Origin of the sequence: Flavobacterium sp. 102 (assembly GCF_003634615.1) — a bacterium.
In the GTDB taxonomy this organism is placed as follows: Bacteria; Bacteroidota; Bacteroidia; order Flavobacteriales; family Flavobacteriaceae; genus Flavobacterium.
In genome coordinates this window covers 66,166-84,858 of sequence record NZ_RBKX01000001.1, presented here as the reverse complement: position 1 = coordinate 84,858, position 18,693 = coordinate 66,166, and the positions used below count along the sequence as shown (strand labels likewise).

At 36.4% G+C, this 18,693-nt stretch carries 19 protein-coding genes; 9 read left to right on the top strand and 10 right to left on the bottom strand.

Annotated features, from left to right (window positions below; translation table 11 throughout):
• Positions 1-147: 147 nt before the first annotated feature.
• The gene (locus tag C8C84_RS00480; protein WP_121311656.1) at positions 148-2,412 is read left to right on the top strand and encodes an aconitate hydratase; all 2,265 of its coding nucleotides are present in this window, start codon (positions 148-150) and stop codon (positions 2,410-2,412) included.
• Positions 2,413-2,465: 53 nt separating this feature from the next.
• On the opposite strand, the gene C8C84_RS00475 is transcribed toward C8C84_RS00480, so the two are convergent.
• From C8C84_RS00475 to C8C84_RS00465, 3 genes are all read right to left on the bottom strand, one after another.
• Complete coding sequence (locus tag C8C84_RS00475) at positions 2,466-2,843, bottom strand: hypothetical protein (RefSeq protein WP_121311655.1); 378 nt, start codon at positions 2,841-2,843, stop codon at positions 2,466-2,468.
• A gap of 163 nt (positions 2,844-3,006) precedes the next feature.
• Positions 3,007-4,455, bottom strand: a complete 1,449-nt coding sequence (locus C8C84_RS00470) for a glyceraldehyde-3-phosphate dehydrogenase (protein ID WP_121311654.1) — start codon at positions 4,453-4,455, stop codon at positions 3,007-3,009.
• A gap of 174 nt (positions 4,456-4,629) precedes the next feature.
• Positions 4,630-6,024 carry a S1C family serine protease gene (locus C8C84_RS00465; RefSeq protein ID WP_121311653.1) on the bottom strand — a complete coding sequence of 465 codons (1,395 nt, stop codon included), beginning with the start codon at positions 6,022-6,024 and terminating at the stop codon, positions 4,630-4,632.
• Between the two features lie 133 nt (positions 6,025-6,157).
• On the opposite strand from C8C84_RS00465, the gene dapF reads away from it, so the two are divergent.
• The 5 genes from dapF to C8C84_RS00440 all read left to right on the top strand — a co-directional run bounded on the left by dapF (position 6,158) and on the right by C8C84_RS00440 (position 10,157).
• Positions 6,158-6,940 (top strand): diaminopimelate epimerase, encoded by a 783-nt coding sequence (gene dapF, locus C8C84_RS00460; protein WP_121311652.1) that lies wholly within the window; start codon positions 6,158-6,160, stop codon positions 6,938-6,940.
• Positions 6,934-7,461: a GNAT family N-acetyltransferase gene (locus C8C84_RS00455; protein ID WP_121311651.1), complete on the top strand. Its 528-nt coding sequence runs from the start codon at positions 6,934-6,936 to the stop codon at positions 7,459-7,461. The genes dapF and C8C84_RS00455 overlap by 7 nt, the downstream gene beginning before the upstream one ends.
• Positions 7,462-7,480: 19 nt before the next feature.
• Complete coding sequence (gene mltG, locus C8C84_RS00450; protein WP_121311650.1) at positions 7,481-8,509, top strand: endolytic transglycosylase MltG; 1,029 nt, start codon at positions 7,481-7,483, stop codon at positions 8,507-8,509.
• Positions 8,510-8,512: 3 nt separating this feature from the next.
• A complete protein-coding gene (locus C8C84_RS00445; RefSeq protein WP_233549693.1) occupies positions 8,513-9,424 on the top strand; it encodes a DUF2279 domain-containing protein in 912 nt (303 codons plus the stop codon).
• Positions 9,425-9,521: 97 nt separating this feature from the next.
• A complete protein-coding gene (locus C8C84_RS00440; RefSeq protein WP_121311649.1) occupies positions 9,522-10,157 on the top strand; it encodes a peptidoglycan-binding protein LysM in 636 nt (211 codons plus the stop codon).
• A 19-nt stretch (positions 10,158-10,176) separates the two neighbouring features.
• Here the strand turns inward: C8C84_RS00440 and C8C84_RS00435 are convergent, their stop codons facing one another.
• Genes C8C84_RS00435 through dnaA form a run of 3 tightly spaced genes read right to left on the bottom strand, consistent with a single transcriptional unit; the run spans position 10,177 to position 12,829 of the window.
• Complete coding sequence (locus C8C84_RS00435; RefSeq protein ID WP_121311648.1) at positions 10,177-10,899, bottom strand: SAM-dependent methyltransferase; 723 nt, start codon at positions 10,897-10,899, stop codon at positions 10,177-10,179.
• Positions 10,896-11,363: a low molecular weight protein-tyrosine-phosphatase gene (locus C8C84_RS00430; RefSeq protein WP_121311647.1), complete on the bottom strand. Its 468-nt coding sequence runs from the start codon at positions 11,361-11,363 to the stop codon at positions 10,896-10,898. Before C8C84_RS00430 ends, C8C84_RS00435 begins: the two co-directional genes overlap by 4 nt.
• Positions 11,364-11,401: 38 nt before the next feature.
• Positions 11,402-12,829, bottom strand: coding sequence for a chromosomal replication initiator protein DnaA (dnaA, locus tag C8C84_RS00425; RefSeq protein ID WP_121311646.1), 1,428 nt, complete (start codon positions 12,827-12,829; stop codon positions 11,402-11,404).
• Positions 12,830-13,016: 187 nt separating this feature from the next.
• On the opposite strand from dnaA, the gene C8C84_RS00420 reads away from it, so the two are divergent.
• The gene (locus C8C84_RS00420) at positions 13,017-13,415 is read left to right on the top strand and encodes a thioesterase family protein (RefSeq protein ID WP_121311645.1); all 399 of its coding nucleotides are present in this window, start codon (positions 13,017-13,019) and stop codon (positions 13,413-13,415) included.
• Here the strand turns inward: C8C84_RS00420 and C8C84_RS00415 are convergent.
• From C8C84_RS00415 to ribD, 3 genes are read right to left on the bottom strand one after another with little or no spacing between them, the layout of a single operon-like run.
• Positions 13,412-14,020: a YigZ family protein gene (locus C8C84_RS00415; RefSeq protein WP_121311644.1), complete on the bottom strand. Its 609-nt coding sequence runs from the start codon at positions 14,018-14,020 to the stop codon at positions 13,412-13,414. The genes C8C84_RS00420 and C8C84_RS00415 overlap by 4 nt on opposite strands.
• Positions 14,021-14,053: 33 nt before the next feature.
• Complete coding sequence (locus C8C84_RS00410; protein WP_121311643.1) at positions 14,054-14,662, bottom strand: HAD family phosphatase; 609 nt, start codon at positions 14,660-14,662, stop codon at positions 14,054-14,056.
• Positions 14,655-15,698, bottom strand: a complete 1,044-nt coding sequence (ribD, locus tag C8C84_RS00405) for a bifunctional diaminohydroxyphosphoribosylaminopyrimidine deaminase/5-amino-6-(5-phosphoribosylamino)uracil reductase RibD (protein ID WP_121311642.1) — start codon at positions 15,696-15,698, stop codon at positions 14,655-14,657. The genes C8C84_RS00410 and ribD overlap by 8 nt, the downstream gene beginning before the upstream one ends.
• A 231-nt stretch (positions 15,699-15,929) precedes the next feature.
• Between ribD and C8C84_RS00400 the strand changes: the two genes are divergently transcribed.
• Positions 15,930-16,421, top strand: coding sequence for a GNAT family N-acetyltransferase (locus tag C8C84_RS00400; RefSeq protein ID WP_121311641.1), 492 nt, complete (start codon positions 15,930-15,932; stop codon positions 16,419-16,421).
• A 6-nt stretch (positions 16,422-16,427) separates the two neighbouring features.
• Positions 16,428-17,303: a peptide chain release factor N(5)-glutamine methyltransferase gene (gene prmC, locus C8C84_RS00395; RefSeq protein WP_121314924.1), complete on the top strand. Its 876-nt coding sequence runs from the start codon at positions 16,428-16,430 to the stop codon at positions 17,301-17,303.
• 27 nt (positions 17,304-17,330) lie between these two features.
• Here the strand turns inward: prmC and C8C84_RS00390 are convergent, their stop codons facing one another.
• Positions 17,331-18,578, bottom strand: a complete 1,248-nt coding sequence (locus tag C8C84_RS00390) for an ABC transporter permease (RefSeq protein ID WP_121311640.1) — start codon at positions 18,576-18,578, stop codon at positions 17,331-17,333.
• Positions 18,579-18,693 lie beyond the last annotated feature (115 nt).

The following is an 18,693-nucleotide window of genomic DNA, read 5'->3' as shown; positions in this document are numbered from 1 at the left end:
TATATAATATGTTATTGTTAAAAAACACAGACCAAAAATTGCTATTTACTAAAACATTCTTCTGAATCAACATATTTTATTAAAAACTTTTTAGAAGTATAACGTTTTCGTAAATTTGCAATGCAAACAAATTAACCAAATTTTATTATGGCTTTTGATATTGAAATGATTGAAAAAGTGTATGCTACTATGGCTGCTCGTGTCGATAAAGCACGCGAGTTAGTTGGTCGTCCACTTACCTTATCTGAAAAGATTTTATATTCACATTTATGGGAAGGAATGCCTTCTCAATCCTTCACTCGTGGAAAAGATTATGTTGATTTTGCACCCGATAGAGTGGCTTGCCAAGATGCAACTGCACAAATGGCATTATTACAATTCATGCACGCCGGAAAAAAAACAGTGGCTGTTCCAACTACAGTTCACTGTGATCACTTGATCCAAGCCAAAGTAGGTGCTACAACTGATTTAGCAGTAGCTAATTCTCAATCAAAAGAAGTATTTGATTTCCTGTCTTCAGTTTCTAATAAATACGGAATTGGGTTTTGGAAACCGGGTTCTGGAATTATTCACCAAATTGTTTTAGAAAATTATGCCTTTCCTGGCGGAATGATGATTGGAACCGATTCACATACTGTTAACGCAGGTGGATTAGGAATGCTAGCGATTGGTGTTGGTGGTGCTGATGCCGTTGACGTAATGTCGGGCATGTCATGGGAATTGAAATTTCCAAAACTAATAGGCGTGAAGTTGACCGGAAAATTAAACGGTTGGACTTCTCCAAAAGACGTAATCCTTAAAGTAGCTGATATCCTTACCGTAAAAGGTGGAACAGGTGCTATCGTAGAATATTTCGGTGAAGGTGCCACCAATATGTCTTGTACCGGAAAAGGAACGATTTGTAATATGGGTGCCGAAATTGGAGCAACGACTTCGACTTTTGGTTACGATGATTCTATGAGAAGATATTTAGCGGCAACGGATCGTCAAGATATTGTGGATGCTGCCGATAAAGTAGCCTCTTACTTAACAGGTGATGCGGAAGTTTATGCTAATCCGGCTGATTATTTCGACCAATTAATCGAAATCAACCTTTCTGAGTTAGAACCACATATTAACGGACCGTTTACTCCGGACAGAGGAACACCGGTTTCAAAAATGAAAGAAGAAGCAATTGCTAACGGTTGGCCTTTAAAAGTAGAATGGGGATTAATTGGTTCATGTACCAATTCGTCTTATGAAGATATGGCTCGTGCAGCTTCTATCGTTGAGCAAGCAGTTGCCCACGGCATTACACCAAAAGCCGAATTCGGAATCAATCCGGGTTCAGAACAAATCCGTTACACCATTGAAAGAGACGGCATCATCGCTACTTTTGAGAAAATGGGAACTAAAGTATTTACCAATGCTTGCGGACCATGTATCGGACAATGGGATAGAACAGGCGCTGACAAAGGCGAAAAAAATACTATTGTTCACTCTTTTAACAGAAACTTCTCCAAACGCGCGGACGGAAATCCAAACACTCACGCTTTTGTAACGTCACCGGAAATGGTAGCGGCATTAGCAATCTCAGGAGATTTGACTTTCAATCCGATTACAGATACTTTGTTGAATGACAATGGGGAAGAAGTAAGATTGAACCCGCCAACTGGTGATGAATTGCCAAAAAGAGGTTTTGATGTGGAAGATGCAGGATTTCAAGCGCCGGCAGCTGATGGTTCATCAGTTCAGGTAGCGGTTTCTCCAACTTCCGACCGTTTGCAACTTTTAGCGCCATTTGATGCTTGGGATGGAAAAAATATTTCAGGGGCTAAATTGTTAATCAAAGCATTTGGAAAATGTACAACCGATCACATTTCTATGGCGGGACCATGGTTGCGTTTCCGTGGACACTTAGACAATATTTCAAATAATATGTTGATTGGAGCAGTTAACGCTTACAACCAAGAAGCCAATAAAGTAAAAAATCAATTAACCGGTGCTTACGATGCAGTTCCTGCAGTGGCTCGTGCTTACAAAGCGGCTGGAGTTCCGTCAATAGTTGTGGGTGACCACAATTATGGAGAAGGTTCTTCACGTGAGCATGCAGCGATGGAACCACGTTTCTTAGGGGTTAAAGCGGTATTGGTAAAATCCTTTGCTCGTATTCACGAAACGAATTTGAAAAAACAAGGAATGTTGGCTTTGACTTTTGCTAACGAAGCGGATTACGATAAAATCCAAGAAAACGATACTATCAATTTCTTAGACTTAACCGAATTTGCTCCGGGTAAACCATTAACCCTAGAGTTTGTTCATGCCGATGGTTCTAAAGACACTATCTTAGCTAACCATACTTATAACGATAGTCAAATTGGTTGGTTTGTTGCAGGTTCTGCTTTGAACTTGATTGCAGCCGGAAAAGCGTAACAAGAGAAATTATATTGTATAAAAAAAGCTCAACATTAAGTTGAGCTTTTTTTTTATTTTATGTTCTTTTTGAAAATTTCTTTATGACCTGAACACCAACTAACAGATTCATAGTAAAAATCAACTGCGGTTAGATTGTCTTTCTTTCTTATGACGCATCTGCCTGTGACATCTGCTTCATCTCCATATACAGTGATTTTTGTATCACTCTTTAATTTCTTATCTACATACATATCATAAATTTTGGTGGCAATCTCTTGACGGATTGTCATTTTAGAATTAAATGTACTTATAATCACTGTGCCGTTTTTATTTCTGGCTACATATTCCATACCGTTGTGACCGTAACTGTAGGTTGTTACTTTTGGATCTTCACTATCAGAAAAGGCAAAACAAGTCAGTACTAAAAGACTAAAAATGGTTTTTTTCATAAATGTTTAATAATTGGGGCTTAATTTTGAAAGGCGAAAAATAGCAATTTTTTTTATACGCAGGTTGTTTGTCGATGAAAAATGCATAAAATCTATTAAAATCTAAAAAAAAATCCGTTTAATCATACAAGACTAAACGGATTCGTTTTTGAATTAATAACTATTAATAATAAGTGTAACGTCTTACTTTGGCAATATATTTGGCCAAACGAATTACTTGATGGCTATAGCCGTATTCGTTATCATACCAAACATACAATACTATATTTTTTCCGTCACCGGAAACTATCGTAGCATTACTGTCGAAAATAGATGGTGCTGAAGTCCCAACGATATCTGAAGATACCAATTCATTGTTCAGTGAAAATTTGATTTGTTCTACTAATTCGCCTTCTAAAGCATACTTTCTCATAATGGCATTTACTTCATCAATGGAAGTGGCTGCGCCAACTTCTAAATTCAAAACCACCAAAGAACCATTTGGAACAGGAACACGAATTGCATTGGAAGTTAATTTTCCGGCCAAACTTGGTAAAGCTTTCGCAACAGCACTTCCTGCACCGGTTTCAGTGATAACCATGTTCAAAGCGGCAGCACGACCACGACGGTATTTTTTGTGCATGTTGTCTACCAAATTTTGGTCATTGGTATAAGCATGAATCGTTTCTAAATGTCCTTTTACAACCCCTAAAGTTTCTTCAACTGCTTGTAAAATCGGAGTAATGGCATTCGTTGTACAAGAAGCAGCAGAGAAAATGTCTACGTTATCCGGATTGTGATCGTTGTGGTTTACCCCATAAACGATATTCGGAACGCCTTTTCCCGGTGCCGTCAATAATACTTTGCTTACCCCTTTGGAAACCAAATGACGTTTCAAAGCTTCTTCTGTAGTGAAAGCTCCGGTGTTGTCTATAAGTAGCGCTTCTTCGATACCGTATTTTGTATAATCAATTTCTTCCGGAGAAGCAGCTGTTATGATATGAACAGTAGTTCCATTAATGATCAAAGCATTGTTTTCAACATCGGCCTGAACGGAACCTTCAAAATCACCGTGAACCGAATCATAGCGCAATAAAGAAGCTCTTTTTTCTAACGAAGAAGCATCATTTCGGTCACGAGTTACAATCGCACGAAGGCGCAATTGTTGTCCTTTCCCAATTTTGCTCATCATTTCACGCGCCAATAAACGTCCGATACGCCCAAAACCATACAAAACCACATCTTTTGGTTTGATGTTTTTAGAGTCTTTGGCATTTTTTAATTTGTCAATTACAAATGCCCTGGCGTCGTGGTATTTGTTGTCTTCTAAATGGTATTCGTAAGTCAGTTTGCCGATGTCAATTCGCGAAGGCGGTAAATCTAAATTCAGAATCGCTCGTGCAATTTCAACCGAATCAAATACATTGATTGGCTTTTGAACAAATTCTCCGGCATATTCATGCAAGTTGATAATGTCGCTAACATTTCTATCGATTAATTGGTTTCTGAAAAGAACCAACTCGATAGATTTGTCATACCATAAATCGCTGATAATCTTGATGAATTCTACGCCTGCCTTTCGCCTGTCGGCTTGAAATGATAATTCCTTCTCGTATAAAGTGTTGCTGTTCATAAAAAAGAAAAGAGTTTAGTTTGTGTTGATTATTCTGAATTCATTTCAGAAATTTTTATTTTGGCGCAAAAGTATAAAATAGAAGCGTTTTACGAAAACGATTTCGTAATTATTTAACAATAAAAAAAGCCAATCTTTTAACAGACTGGCTTTTCCCAAAAGTAAGTAAGATGATTATTGTATGATGATTTGAATCACTTGTCCCATTCGGTTAATCATTTGAATGTTGACACTTTGATTTTCGTCTTTTTTGTTCAAAAATCTCGATATTGATTCTACATCAGTGGCTTTTACATTGTCTACCGATAGAATAATGTTACCTTTCAACTGGTCATAATAAGGTTTAAGATTCTCATTGTTGATTTCTTTGATTCGAACGCCATAATCAATTCGGTATTTCTTTTTATCAGTGGCATCAATGTTTTCTAATTCTAATCCTTTGAATTCAGTGGTTAAAATGTCGTTTTTAATTAAAGTTACTGAAGCGGTTTTGGTTTCGCCATCTCTGATAAAAGTTACTTGTACTTTGTCATTTGGTCTTTTGGTATTGATATAACCGGTCAATTCAGCATATGAACTGATTTTTTGATTGTCTAATTTTTTGATAACATCACCACTTTTTAAACCCGCTTTTTCTGCACCGGAGTTTTTAGTAATTTTATTAATGTAGAAACCTTCGGTATCATTGATGCCAAATTCTTTTGACGCACGACTGTTCAATTCCGAACCTTCAACCCCTAAAATACCGCGTTGCACACCGCCAAATTCCATGATGTCTTCAATGATTTTACGGGTAATGTTAGACGGAACGGCAAAAGAATATCCGGTATAACTTCCTGTTGGAGAAGAAATCATCGTGTTAATTCCGATTAATTCTCCACGAGTATTTACCAAAGCACCGCCACTATTTCCCGGATTTACAGCCGCATCGGTTTGGATGAAAGATTGAATGCTATTTCTGTTGTCTAAATTTCTGGCTTTCGCCGAAACAATTCCGGCAGTAACTGTTGAATTTAAATTATAAGGATTTCCTACCGCCAAAACCCATTCGCCTACTTTCACTTGATCAGAATCGGCAAAGGTTGTATAAGGCAGTTTGTCATCGGTACTGATTTTTAACAAAGCAATATCCATTTTAGAATCGGTTCCAATGAGTTTGGCTTTGTATGATTTATTATTGTTCAAGGTAACTTCTAATTCATTAGCATCTTTAATCACGTGATTGTTAGTTACGATGTAACCATCTTCAGAAATAATTACACCCGAACCGGTGCCGATTTGCTCTTGTTGTTGGCCGCCGCGTTGACCATAGAAGAATTCTCTTATTGGATCAGAAATCGTTCTCACAGAAACATTTTTTACGTGAACAACCGAATGAATTGCATTTTCTGCAGCTTCAGTAAAATCAATTGCTTCACCGGATAAACCAACAGTTCGGTTGTTGTTTTTGGAAGCCAAAGTTACAATCGAGTCTCGATTGTTGGTTCCTTCAAAAAATAATTTGTAAGCTCCAAGTGTAGTAGCGCCGCTTAATAAAGAAACCAAAAATAAACTTGATAATCGTTTCATAGTCATTAACATTTAAATTATTCGATAGTAAAATTAAAAACTTTCATTTTTTCTGCAAACACCCTTTAACGCTCGTTTAACAATTTTTAAGTCAATCTTAAATTTTGCTATCTTTGTAACACTTATCACGACTATGAAAATCACTTTTAACAAATACGAAGGCACCGGAAATGACTTTGTCATGATTGACAATCGCGCAGCCATTTTTCCTAAAACCAATATTCAACTTATCGAAAAACTGTGTGACCGACGTTTTGGCATTGGCGCTGACGGATTAATTTTATTAGAAAATGACTCCGAAACCGATTTTCGGATGGTATATTACAATTCTGATGGGAATGAGAGCTCGATGTGTGGTAATGGTGGACGATGTTTGGTGGCTTTCGCCAAAAGTTTGAATGTTGTTCAGAATGATGCTAATTTTATTGCAACAGATGGTCCGCACCATGCTTCCATTTTTGAAAATGGAATTGTTTCTCTCGGGATGAAAGAAGTTGATTTTGTAAAAATAGAAAGCGATTATGTTTTCCTCAATACCGGTTCGCCACACCATGTAATGATGGTAGATGATTTGAAGAATTATGATGTCAAAAGCGTTGGTGCTCAAATCCGTTATTCTGATTTGTATGGTAAACCGGGAAGCAATGTGAATTTTGTGAGTCAAATTTCTGAAAATCATTTTGCGTTGCGTACCTACGAACGAGGTGTAGAAGATGAAACGTTGTCTTGTGGAACCGGAGCTACAGCAGCCGCTATTGCAATGCACGCAACAGGAAAAACCAAATCACATCATATCTATTTAGATGTTGAAGGAGGAAAACTGGAAGTTTCTTTTGTAAAAGAAGGCGATAAATACACTAATGTTTTTCTAAAAGGTCCGGCGACTTTTGTTTTTGAAGGAGAAATAGAATGGTAACGCTACAAGGAAATACTATTTACCTTCGTGCACTCGAACCTGAAGATTTAGAGTTTCTCTATGTGGTAGAAAACGACGAAAATATTTGGGAAGTCAGTAATACCCAGACACCTTACAGCAAATTTCTCATTCGACAATATTTGGAAAATGCCCATCAAGATATTTATGAAGCTAAGCAATTGCGCTTAGCCATTTGCAAAAAAGATACTTTCGAAGCCATTGGATTAATTGATTTATTCGACTTTGATCCAAGAAATCATCGCGCCGGTGTTGGGATTATTGTCCAAAATGAAGCCGATAGAAAAAGTGGTTTTGGCAAAGAAGCGTTGGGTTTGGTTATTGATTATGCTTTTAAACAGTTGCAATTGCACCAGTTGTTTGCAAATATTGGTGTTGAAAATAAAGCCAGTTTAGCTCTTTTTACTACATTTGGATTTGAAAAAATAGGCATCAAAAAGGATTGGATTCGCATTAACAATGTCTTTCAAGACGAAGCTCTTTTTCAGTTAATAAAAAAATAAATCTTAAATAGTCTCGGTTTTGAACAAAAGTAAAATCTTTAAAATTTTAGCTGCTGTTGGTTTAATAGTAGTATTGGTTGTTTATATAAAATTCTTCACTTCGAATACCAATTTTGACAAAGCGGAAATCTATGTTGAAATTCCAACGGATTCCAAATATGAAGACGTGCTAAGAATCATTTCACCTTATGTAAAAAATAGGAGCAATTTTGAATTTATAGCTGGTCTTCGTTCGTATCCTGAGAATGTAAAAGCCGGTAGGTTTTTATTAAAGAAAGGAATGAGCGCGTTTCAATTGGTTGCCACGATGCGAAGAAATGTTCCGGTTAAATTGGCTTTTAATAACCAAGAAAGATTAGAGAATCTTTGTGAACGTATCAGTGCTCAAATCGAACCTGATACAACAAAATTGCTAGCGACTTTCCGTGATCCGGCATTTTTGGAGAAAAATGGGTTCACCAAAGAGAATGTGTTTTCGATGTTTTTGCCTAATACGTATGAGTTTTATTGGAACATATCGGCAGAGAAATTCCGCGATAAAATGTTGGACGAATACAATAAGTTTTGGACCAAAGAGAGAATTGCCAAAGCGGCTGAGTTAAATTTAACGCCTGTGCAAGCCATTACTTTGGCTTCAATCGTTCACAAAGAAACCGTTAAGAAAAGTGAAAGACCAACAGTTGCCGGTGTTTATTTAAATCGTTTGAGAGACGGCATGAAATTGCAAGCTGATCCAACAGTCATTTATGCTTTGAAGTTAAGAGATAATGATTTTGACCAAATAATCAAAAGGGTTTTGTACAAAGATTTGTTTATAGCTTCACCATACAATACGTATCAAAATTTAGGTTTGCCACCGGGACCAATCGCAATGCCTGATGTAGATGCGATTGATGCCGTTTTGAATCCTGAAAAACACGACTATCTTTATTTCTGTGCGAGTGTGGAAAAATTTGGCTATCACGAATTTGCTGCTACGATGGAACAGCATAATGTCAACGCCAAAAAATATGCAGATTGGCTAAATGCTCAAGGAACCAAACGTTAATCCTTGAAAAAGCAGCATTATATAATTCTGTTTTTATGCTGCTCGAGTTTTCTTTGGGCACAAAATGGGATAGAGCATTTTTTAAAACCTTCGGATACTTTAAATCAGAAACGACTTAAAACCCTTGTCATCTCTGAAGCTGCTATTGGTGCTACTGCTTTAATTGGTTTGAACCAACTTTGGTATGCCGATTATCCGCGTTCTGATTTTCATTTTATCAATGACAATGCCGAATGGCTACAGATGGACAAGGCCGGACATGTTTTTTCCGCTTATCATTTAGGAAGTTTTGGGGCCAATGCCTTGAAATGGGCTGGTTCGAGTAGAAGAAGTCAATTGATTTATGGTTCTACACTTGGTTTGGCTTTCCTGACAACGGTTGAGGTTTTTGATGGCTATTCAGCCAATTGGGGTGCATCATTAGGTGATATGGCCGCCAATGTTTCAGGAACGGCTTTATTTGTTTCTCAAGAATTGCTTTGGAAAGAACAACGAATTGTTCCCAAGTTTTCTTTTCATACTACGCCATATGCTTCTGCTAGACCTAATGTTTTAGGCAATTCATTACAAGAGCAAATTCTAAAGGATTACAACGGCCAAACCTATTGGCTTTCGGCTAATATTCATTCATTTATCAAGACTTCCAAAATTCCGAAATGGCTAAATATTGCCATCGGTTATGGAGCTGAAGGAATGATTACCGGAAAAGACGAATTGGTCAATACTGTTTTTCTTCCGGAAAGTAAAAGATACCGTCAATTTTACCTCAGTCTCGACGTTGATTTGACGAAAATTGAAACAAAATCGCATTTTGTTAAGACAATTTTAACAATTTTCAATACCATTAAAATTCCGGCTCCAACGTTTGAAATCAAGGGGCGCGGCGGTTCTGAGTTGCACTTAATCTACTTTTAACGCAGTTTAACTACTTGATATTCAATTTTATAAATTTAGTTGTATATTTGCACCCGGTAATTTCATGTCGGTGACAGCGCTTGAGAAATAACAATTAATGATAAAAAAAGGAATTTTTTACACATCAATCCTACTAGTAGTAGCTTTCATAAGCTCAGGTTTCAAACCATACAATTCCCAAATCAACTTCGGTTTTCGTGTTGATGAAAATGAAAAACTTCGGTACGTTTTTCCTTCAGAAAACACCATAGACTACTTCAGTCTGGATATCCCATTTAAGGGCAAGTATTTTATTGGCTACAAAGAAGCCATTGCGCACAAAGAATCACAAGGTAAATACAAAAAAGTAAATACTCTAGGGTATTTAGGGAAGTATCAATTTGGGGTTGAAACCCTAAAGTCAATTGGTATTCATGATAGTGTTGGGTTTTTAAACAATCCTAAACTTCAGGAAAGAGCATTTATAGCTTTACTTTCAAAAAATAAATACGAGTTAAAAAAATACATTAAGGATTTTGAAGGAGAAGTAATTGACGGTGTTAAGATTACCGAATCAGGTATTTTAGCAGCAGCGCATTTAGGCGGTGCAGGTTCAGTAAAACGTTTTCTGAATTCAAGAGGAGCCAAAAAATGTAAAGATGAATACGGTACTTCGGTAAAGACTTATCTTAAAGATTTTGGAGGATTCGAAACGCATGGTATCAAAGCTATTAAAAACCCTAAAGTAGAATAATTACAATTTGTATTTGATCTTAAAATTTATGGATAATAAAAATAGTAGGTCGGTTGTGTAAATCGAACTTTGTTTTTTTCCAATCAGCCACTCGAAGCGTTTTGATAAACTCAGTAGGTAAAGTGAGGTCTGTGGCAATACAAAGATGCGTATTGGGCTGTAAAGCTTGCAAAATGTCTTCTAACAACTTATTGTTTCGGTAAGGTGTTTCAATAAAGAGTTGAGATTGATTTTTATCATTAGATAGCTTTTCAAAGTTTTTTAGTGCCGATTTCTTTTCGCCTTTGTCAATGGGCAAATAGCCATTAAAAGCAAAACTCTGTCCGTTCATGCCCGAACCCATCATCGCCAATAGGATAGAAGATGGACCAACTAACGGAATCACCTGAATCCCTTTTTCATGGGCTAACTTCACAATCACTGCGCCTGGATCAGCAACACCGGGACAACCGGCTTCACTCATTAATCCGATATTGATGCCGTTTAAGCAAGGCGCAATCATGGCATTGTGTTCTGAAATTTCGGTGTGTTTGTTTAGTGTTGATAGTTTTAAAGTTGCCTGAACTTTTTCCGGATTGACTGATTTAATGAATTTACGAGCCGTTTTTTCGTTTTCAACGATATAATGATCGATAAAATCAACAGCTCTTTTTACCGATTGCGGTAATACATCATCAGGATTCATTTCGCCCAAAGTAGTCGGAATCAAATAGAGTTTTCCTTTTAGGTTTGGTGTGCTCATGAGTGTTTTTCCATCAGTTTTTTAGCTAAAATAGTACAGGTTTCATCAAGCATTTCATAAACCATATCGAAACCGTTTTGCAAACCGTAATAAGGATCGGGAACGTCAACATTTTCACCGGGAAATAAGTGATTCAATAGCATGTCAACTTTTGCTTTTTGTGCTTCAGTTTTGGCCAAATCAATTACGTTGTCATAATTCGAGCTGTCCATCACATAGATATAATCGAATTCGTCAAAATCTCGTGAAGTGAATTGTCTGCCTTTTTGATTGGTAATGTCCAAGCCATTTTTTTTGGCCACTAAAATAGAGCGTTGGTCAGGTTGTTTGCCAATGTGGTAATTTCCTGTTCCGGCGGAGTCAACAATGAATTTATCTTGAGGAAGTTTAGCCGCGAGTAAGCCTTCTGCCAAAGGAGATCGGCAAATATTTCCTAAACAAACCATTAAAATTTTAACGGGCATAGCATTTTTCTAAGTTGCAAACTTAGTCAAAAAGCAAATTATAGCGATAATTTTTTGTGAATATCTTCTACAAATTTTTTGAACTGTTTGTCAGTAGAAACCAAGTTGTCAACGGTTTTACAAGCGTGCAAAACAGTAGCGTGATCTCTGTCGCCAATTTGGGAACCAATATTGGCTAATGAAGATTTGGTGAACTTCTTAGCGAAGAACATCGCCAATTGTCGGGCTTGAACCACGTGACGTTTTCTGGTTTTTGATTGTAAAGTGTCTACGTCCAATTGAAAATAATCGGAAACTACTTTTTGGATATAGTCGATTGAAATTTCGCGTTTGACATTCTTAACGAATTTTTCTACCACACTTTTCGCCAAATCCAAAGTCACTTCTTTTTTGTTGAAAGAAGATTGGGCAATCAAAGAAATGATAGCGCCTTCTAACTCTCTGACATTAGATTTGATGTTTCTGGCAACGTATTCTACAATCTCTTCCGGCATTTCAACGCCATCGCGATAAAGAATATTTTTAAGGATAGAAATTCTGGTTTCGTAATCCGGTTGGTGTAACTCGGCAGACAATCCCCATTTGAAACGGGATAACAAGCGTTGTTCGATGTCCTGCATGTCAACCGGTGCTTTATCCGAAGTAAGGATTACTTGTTTTCCGTTTTGGTGTAAGTAATTAAAAATATGGAAGAATACATCCTGCGTTCCTGATTTTCCGGATAGGAATTGAACGTCATCAATAATCAACACGTCTATTAATTGGTAGAAATGAATAAAATCGTTTCTGTTATTTTTCTTAACCGAGTCAATATATTGTTGCGTGAAAACTTCAGCAGAAATATATAAAACAGTTTTTTCAGGATACTTGTCTTTGATTTCAACACCAATAGCGTGCGCTAAATGGGTTTTTCCCAAACCAACGCCACCAAAAATCAATAGTGGATTGAAAGAAGTTCCGCCGGGTTTGTTGGCTACAGCCATACCGGCAGAGCGCGCTAAACGGTTAGAATCACCTTCCAGGAAATTGTCGAAACTGTAATTTGGATTTAGTTGAGACTCAATTTTTAAGTTTCTGATACCCGGAATAACAAAAGGATTCTTAAGTTCCGGATTCAGGTTTTTAAACGGAGCGTCAACATCTTGAGATTTTATTGGACTGCGGTGAGCACTTGGCAATTGTTCCGTAAACGGTTGTTTATTGCCATAAGTGTTTTCCATTTTAATTTTATAGAGTAACTTTGCGTTTTTTCCGAGTTCTTTGGTTAACGCTACTTTTAATAATTTAACGTAGTGTTCTTCGAGCCATTCGTAGAAAAATTTACTAGGCACTTGAATGTACAAAGCGTTGTCTGTAAGTTCAACTGACTTAATCGGTTCAAACCAAGTTTTGAAAGCTTGTTCTTGAATATTGTCTTTTATGAACTCAAGACAGTTTTCCCATACCGATTGCGCAGTTTTGCTCATATTTGGTTAAAAATTATAGTATTTATTGTTAGGTTATTTTGACTAAAATGACAATGAAAATCATCATGTTTTTCGGGATAACAAATATGTGAATAAAATTCGTTAAAAAAAATTTATATGGTATTGATTTTTTAAAAATATTGTTGTAAAGGGAAGTTTGATTATAGATTAAAAGCAAAAAAAACAGATGAAAGAACATCAGATTCAAGTTAGAGTTCGTTACTCAGAAACAGACCAAATGAGTGTGGTTTATCACGGAAATTATGTGCCTTATTTTGAGATGGGACGCGTGGAATGGCTTAGAAACAAAGGGATTTCGTATAAATCACTGGAAGAAAGCGGGATAGCTTTGCCGATAGTTTCCATGACTATAAATTACAAAAAACCAGCACGTTATGATGACTTACTTACAGTGATTACCAAGTTCAAAAGTCATTCCTCAGTGAAGATAGAATTTGATTGTGAGATTCGCAACGAAAAGGATGAGTTATTAACAACTGCGCATTTTATACTCGTTTTTGTAGACATAAATTTAGGAAAACCTATTGCGCCACCGCAATACATTTTGGACATCATGAACGATTAGATTTTTTGTATCTCAATTTCAAATAAATTACTAAAAATGTCGACTATATTTTCGGCATTTTTTTTTCGAGTGGCAATTTCAATTTGACAACTTTCATCCATTTTTTGAGATATAATATCGAGGTTCTTTTCTTTGATGACTCGCATGACTTTGTTCATGTTCTTATAATCAAATGAAATTAGAAAATGAATATTGATTGTTTTTTCAATAATTTCCGATGCTTCTAAAGACATTTCCGCAGCCGTTCTGTAAGCAGAAATCAATCCGCCAACACCCAATTTGACGCCGCCAAAAAAACGAACGACGACCACTAATATATTGGTAACGCCAAAAGATTGGATTTGTCCATAAATAGGCATTCCTGCTGAATTACTAGGTTCGCCATTATCATTAGCTCGAAAAGTAAGTGTTTCAGTACCGAGTTGGTAAGCGTAACAAAAATGAACTGCGCCGTGGTGGTGTTTTCGCAATTGTTCTAAATGCCTTTTGATTTCTTCTTCATTGGTAACAGGAAAAGCATAACCAAAGAATTTGCTGTTTTTTTCTTTATAGAGAATTTCTGCTGAAGGCGCAGCAATAGTATTGTAAGTGTCTTTCAATGAAATTGATATTGAAATTTGAAATTGCGATTAAAATTATTAAAACGGCAAGTGTTTTTGGTCAAACAAATTCACCACATCTTCTTTGCCTACTTGTAAATTCCATACATGAAGACCAAGGCTTTCTGCGATATCAGTATTGTCTTTTTTGTCATCTACAAATAAGGTACGTTTGGGAGATAAGTCGTGTTTGCTTAAAATTTTAGTAAAAATTTCCGGTTGAGGTTTTCTCATGCCCATTTCATAAGAGTAATATACCTTTTCAAAACAACGATAAAAATCGGAGTAAAATGACATGCCTACTTTGTGTTCAAATTGGTTGATGTGAATGGAATCGGTATTAGTTAATAGGAATAAACGGTACTTATTGGACAGCAATTGCAAAAATTCTAAGCGATACAAAGGAAAATCTCCAATAACAGAATTCCAAGCTTTGGTAATTTCTTCAATGGAAGCATTGGGAATGAATTTGTGAAAACTCTCTACAAATTGAAGGTCGGTTATTTGGCCTTTTTCGAATAAATCATTCTGTGTCAATAATTCTTCATTTGGACCATCAAGTCCTAACTTTTTAAACTCTTCTATCGATTTTTCTTTTTCAAGATTGATAAAAACATCGCCAAAATCGAAAATTATAGTGTTAATCATGGTTTAAAAAAAGTTTAAGTTGGTCACCCTTTATTTCTGTTGTTTTGGAAATTCCATTCAATTGAGGTGCTTTTATACCTTCGTTTAAAGAAATATTGCCCGTAAAAACCCTAGCTTCATCCCAAAGATTGTCTTCTATAAAAGTTTGTAGTGTTTGCTTTCCACCTTCAACAATGATAGACTGTATGCCGTATTTGTATAAAATACCGATTATATTCTTGGTTAGCTGACTATCAAAGATAATACTTTCATAAATACGATTATCGTCAAATGTTACATTTTCTTTTTCGGTGATAATAATGGTTTTTGTTTTGCCGTCTTTAATAAAATAGGCATTGCTTATTTTACCGGTTCTGTCCAAAACAATTCGAATAGGGTTTTCTCCGGTCCAATCGCGAACATCTAATTTGGGATTGTCGTCTAAAATCGTTTGCGTTCCCACTAAAATAGCTTGTTCTTCACTACGCCATTTGTGTACTAATTGACGTGAAAATATATTGGAAATCCAAACCGGTTCTTGTTTTTCTTTGGTTAAAGGTGCCATAAAACCATCCACACTTTCTGCCCATTTTAAAATAATATAAGGTCGTTTTTTATTGTGAAAAGTAAAGAAGCGTTTGTTCAATTCGTTGCATTCGTTTTCTAAAACACCAACGGTTACCTGACAACCGTTTTCGATTAATCTTTTAATTCCGGTGCCGGCGACTTTACTGTTTGGGTCAACAGTTCCAATTACTACACTAGGAATTTTGTGTTGGATGATTAAATCGCAACAAGGAGGCGTTTTCCCAAAATGACTACATGGTTCAAGCGATACATAAATCGTGGCTTTCGCCAAAAGAGATTTGTCTTTTACTGAATTTACGGCATTAACTTCAGCATGAGCTTCGCCGGATTTCCGATGCCAACCTTCACCGATTATTTTGCCTTTATAAACAATTACGCTACCCACTAACGGATTTGGATAGGTTGTTCCTAAACCATTTTTGGCCAATTCAATGCAGCGATTTATATAGAATTCTTCCGTTGATTTCATTTTTTGCCTAAGGTGTCAGGAACGCTATTAAAGTTGTTGTTTAATTCTTGTTTGTCTTTAGCGTTTCGTGAGTAGTCATCATACAAAAATAGGATTTTATCTCTTTGGTTTTTTACCGCATAGAAATATAGAATCTATTTCGAGCCAAGCGACTTTTAAGGATTATTATTTCTATGATTCTATGTGGTTTAAACAATTGGACTATTTTTGTAATTATTAAGATTAAAGCAAATGATAATCAGGGAAACTCAAGAACAAGATAACCAACAAATTGCAGCAGTTATTAGAGCAGTTTTTATGGCAGATAATTTTCCAAAAACAGGAACAGCTTTCGCCGATGCGCAATTAGATTTTATGTTTGAAGCTTATGATAAACCGCGCGCCACTTATTTTGTAATAGAAAATGAAGGCAAAATTGTTGGCGGAGCAGGCGTAAGTCAATTGGAAAATTCAACAGAGAATATCTGCGAATTACAGAAAATGTACTTTTTGCAGGAAATTCGCGGGAAAGGCATTGGTTTCCAAATGATTCAAAAATGTTTGGAGAAAGCTGTCGAATTGGGTTATGAAAAATGCTATCTCGAAACATTACCCGAAATGGTAGCAGCACAAAGTTTGTATCAGAAAATGGGTTTTGAATACCTTTGTGCGCCTTTGGGTAATACAGGTCATACAACTTGTCCGGTTTGGATGATCAAGGAATTGACAATTGATAACAAATAATTGATAATGCTAATCAAAAACTATAGGACCACTTTCCTCCGAGAACTTTCTTCTTTGTATGACGAAAAAGAGATTGAGAGTTTCTTTTATTTAACATTGGAAAGTTTTCATCATCAAAAAAGAATTGACTTAGCCTTATATCCTGAAATGGAAATGGATGCGTTGCAATTGTTGCGTTGGGAAAGCGTTTTGGTCGAATTGAAGAATCAAAAACCAATTCAGTATATTTTAGGTGAAACCGAATTCTATGGATTACCGTTTTTAGTCAATGAAAATGTATTGATTCCAAGACCGGAAACGGAAGAGTTGGTTGCGTTGATTTTAAAAGAAGAGGAAAAAGGGAAGAGAAAAAAGGGAAAAGTTAGAATCCTCGAAATTGGAACCGGTAGCGGTTGTATTCCTATTTCACTGAAAAAGAATCTGCCGAATGCTGAAGTGTATGCGATTGATGTATCGGAGAAAGCTTTGGCGACAGCCCAAAAAAATGCGGAACTCAATAAAGTAGAAGTCACATTTTTGTTGAAAAATATACTTGATGTTGTCAACTTGAGCGCAGTCGAAGGGTTAGAACAACAATTCGACATTATTGTTTCGAATCCGCCGTATGTTCGAAATTTGGAGAAAGCGGAAATCAATCCGAATGTTTTAGAATATGAACCGCATTTGGCCTTATTTGTAGAAGACAATGACGCGTTGCTTTTTTATAGAAAAATCACTGAATTGGCAAAAAAGAATCTTTCGCCGAATGGACAACTGTACTTTGAAATCAATCAATATTTAGGTAAGGAAACCGTTGCTTTGGTAGAAAGTTTTGGGTTTAAAAATGTTCTACTTCACAAAGATATTTATGGAAATGACCGAATGATTTCGGCAGCACTATAAAAGGGAACACTCCCAACTGAACACTAATTACTCATACCGCAACGCTTCAATCGGATCTAATTGAGAAGCCTTTATTGCAGGATACAATCCGGAAACTAACGCAACTATAAAACTGGTGGTAAAAGCGGCTATCATGGCGCCCCATGGGATTACAAAATCCCATCCGGCAGCGAGACAGATAAAAAAGCCTGCAAGGATTCCGAAGATGATTCCAAAAATCCCGCCGATTTGTCCAATGGTTAAAGTCTCTACAAAAAACTGTATGGCAATGGTGCTTTTCTTGGCGCCAAGTGATTTTCTCACACCAATTTCACGGGTTCTTTCGGTTACAGAAACAATCATGATATTCATCAAAGCAATAGATGAACCCAATATAGTAATGATACCAATTACCCAAGCGGAGATGTTTAAAAATCCGGTCAAATCGGCAATTCTGTTAAGCAAATCGTCACTTCTTGAGATACCGAAATTATTTTCTTCTACCGGATTTAGTCTTCTTACTTTTCGCATAGTAATTAAAGCGTCATCAACGGATTGGTCTAAAAACTCTTTTTTCAACACCATAATACTTAAGGAGTAATTGATGCTTGGTGCTGAAAACATCGAACGCGCCACTTGAATCGGAATCATAACCCTTAAATCTTGGCTGTTGCCAAAGGTTGAGCCTTGTTCTTTTATTACGCCAATTACTCTGAATTTGGCGCCACGAATGGTTAAAATTTTATCGATTGGATTGACATCTCTCAGCAAACCGTCTTTGGAAACAAAATCGGAACCAACGATACAAGCATAAATATTATTCGAAATATCGAAAGTATTAAAGCTTCGACCTTGGGTAATTTCTAAACCGGAATTGCTTAAAAAATATTCGTCAATACCCAAAACAGTTATTTCCGGATCCGTTTTTTGGTTTTCAAATTTGACTTCGGCAGCCGAAGTGGCTACAAAAGAAAGCGACGTTTGGGTTAAAGGATAATTGTATTTTTCTTTGAAAGTTTTGGCTTCCGTATAGGTAATAATCGGGTTGATTTTTTCTACTTCGCCACCACCACGACGGCGGTTTTGGAATTCGTATTGGTTGATGTTAAAGGTATTAGAACCCATCGAAGCAAAGCTCGAATTCAGGTTGTATTCGATGGCGGTCACAACCGTCAGAATTCCAACCAAAGCGGTAATTCCAATGGCGATAATAATAACCGTTAATACAGTTCGAAGCAATTGTGTTCGAATCGAACCCAACGCAATTTTTACATTTTCTTTGAATAATCCAATCATAACGGTAATTTGACACTAAAATACAGCTTTTGTTACAACCATAGTTATATTAAGTCTATAAAAATATAGATATTTGCAAAAGTCAATTACGAACGAGTTTTTTATTTTTTTAAAC

Excerpts from the sequence above, each read along its gene's own strand:
- prmC (WP_121314924.1), top strand. The coding sequence starts at position 16,428 with ATGCTAATCAAAAACTATAGGACCACTTTCCTCCGAGAACTTTCTTCT.
- C8C84_RS00475 (WP_121311655.1), bottom strand. The coding sequence starts at position 2,843 with ATGAAAAAAACCATTTTTAGTCTTTTAGTACTGACTTGTTTTGCCTTT.
- C8C84_RS00400 (WP_121311641.1), top strand. The coding sequence starts at position 15,930 with ATGATAATCAGGGAAACTCAAGAACAAGATAACCAACAAATTGCAGCA.
- C8C84_RS00455 (WP_121311651.1), top strand. The coding sequence starts at position 6,934 with ATGGTAACGCTACAAGGAAATACTATTTACCTTCGTGCACTCGAACCT.
- C8C84_RS00465 (WP_121311653.1), bottom strand. The coding sequence starts at position 6,024 with ATGAAACGATTATCAAGTTTATTTTTGGTTTCTTTATTAAGCGGCGCT.
- C8C84_RS00430 (WP_121311647.1), bottom strand. The coding sequence starts at position 11,363 with ATGCCCGTTAAAATTTTAATGGTTTGTTTAGGAAATATTTGCCGATCT.
- C8C84_RS00470 (WP_121311654.1), bottom strand. The coding sequence starts at position 4,455 with ATGAACAGCAACACTTTATACGAGAAGGAATTATCATTTCAAGCCGAC.
- C8C84_RS00420 (WP_121311645.1), top strand. The coding sequence starts at position 13,017 with ATGAAAGAACATCAGATTCAAGTTAGAGTTCGTTACTCAGAAACAGAC.
- C8C84_RS00440 (WP_121311649.1), top strand. The coding sequence starts at position 9,522 with ATGATAAAAAAAGGAATTTTTTACACATCAATCCTACTAGTAGTAGCT.
- dnaA (WP_121311646.1), bottom strand. The coding sequence starts at position 12,829 with ATGAGCAAAACTGCGCAATCGGTATGGGAAAACTGTCTTGAGTTCATA.
- dapF (WP_121311652.1), top strand. The coding sequence starts at position 6,158 with ATGAAAATCACTTTTAACAAATACGAAGGCACCGGAAATGACTTTGTC.
- C8C84_RS00435 (WP_121311648.1), bottom strand. The coding sequence starts at position 10,899 with ATGAGCACACCAAACCTAAAAGGAAAACTCTATTTGATTCCGACTACT.
- ribD (WP_121311642.1), bottom strand. The coding sequence starts at position 15,698 with ATGAAATCAACGGAAGAATTCTATATAAATCGCTGCATTGAATTGGCC.
- C8C84_RS00410 (WP_121311643.1), bottom strand. The coding sequence starts at position 14,662 with ATGATTAACACTATAATTTTCGATTTTGGCGATGTTTTTATCAATCTT.
- C8C84_RS00480 (WP_121311656.1), top strand. The coding sequence starts at position 148 with ATGGCTTTTGATATTGAAATGATTGAAAAAGTGTATGCTACTATGGCT.
- C8C84_RS00390 (WP_121311640.1), bottom strand. The coding sequence starts at position 18,578 with ATGATTGGATTATTCAAAGAAAATGTAAAAATTGCGTTGGGTTCGATT.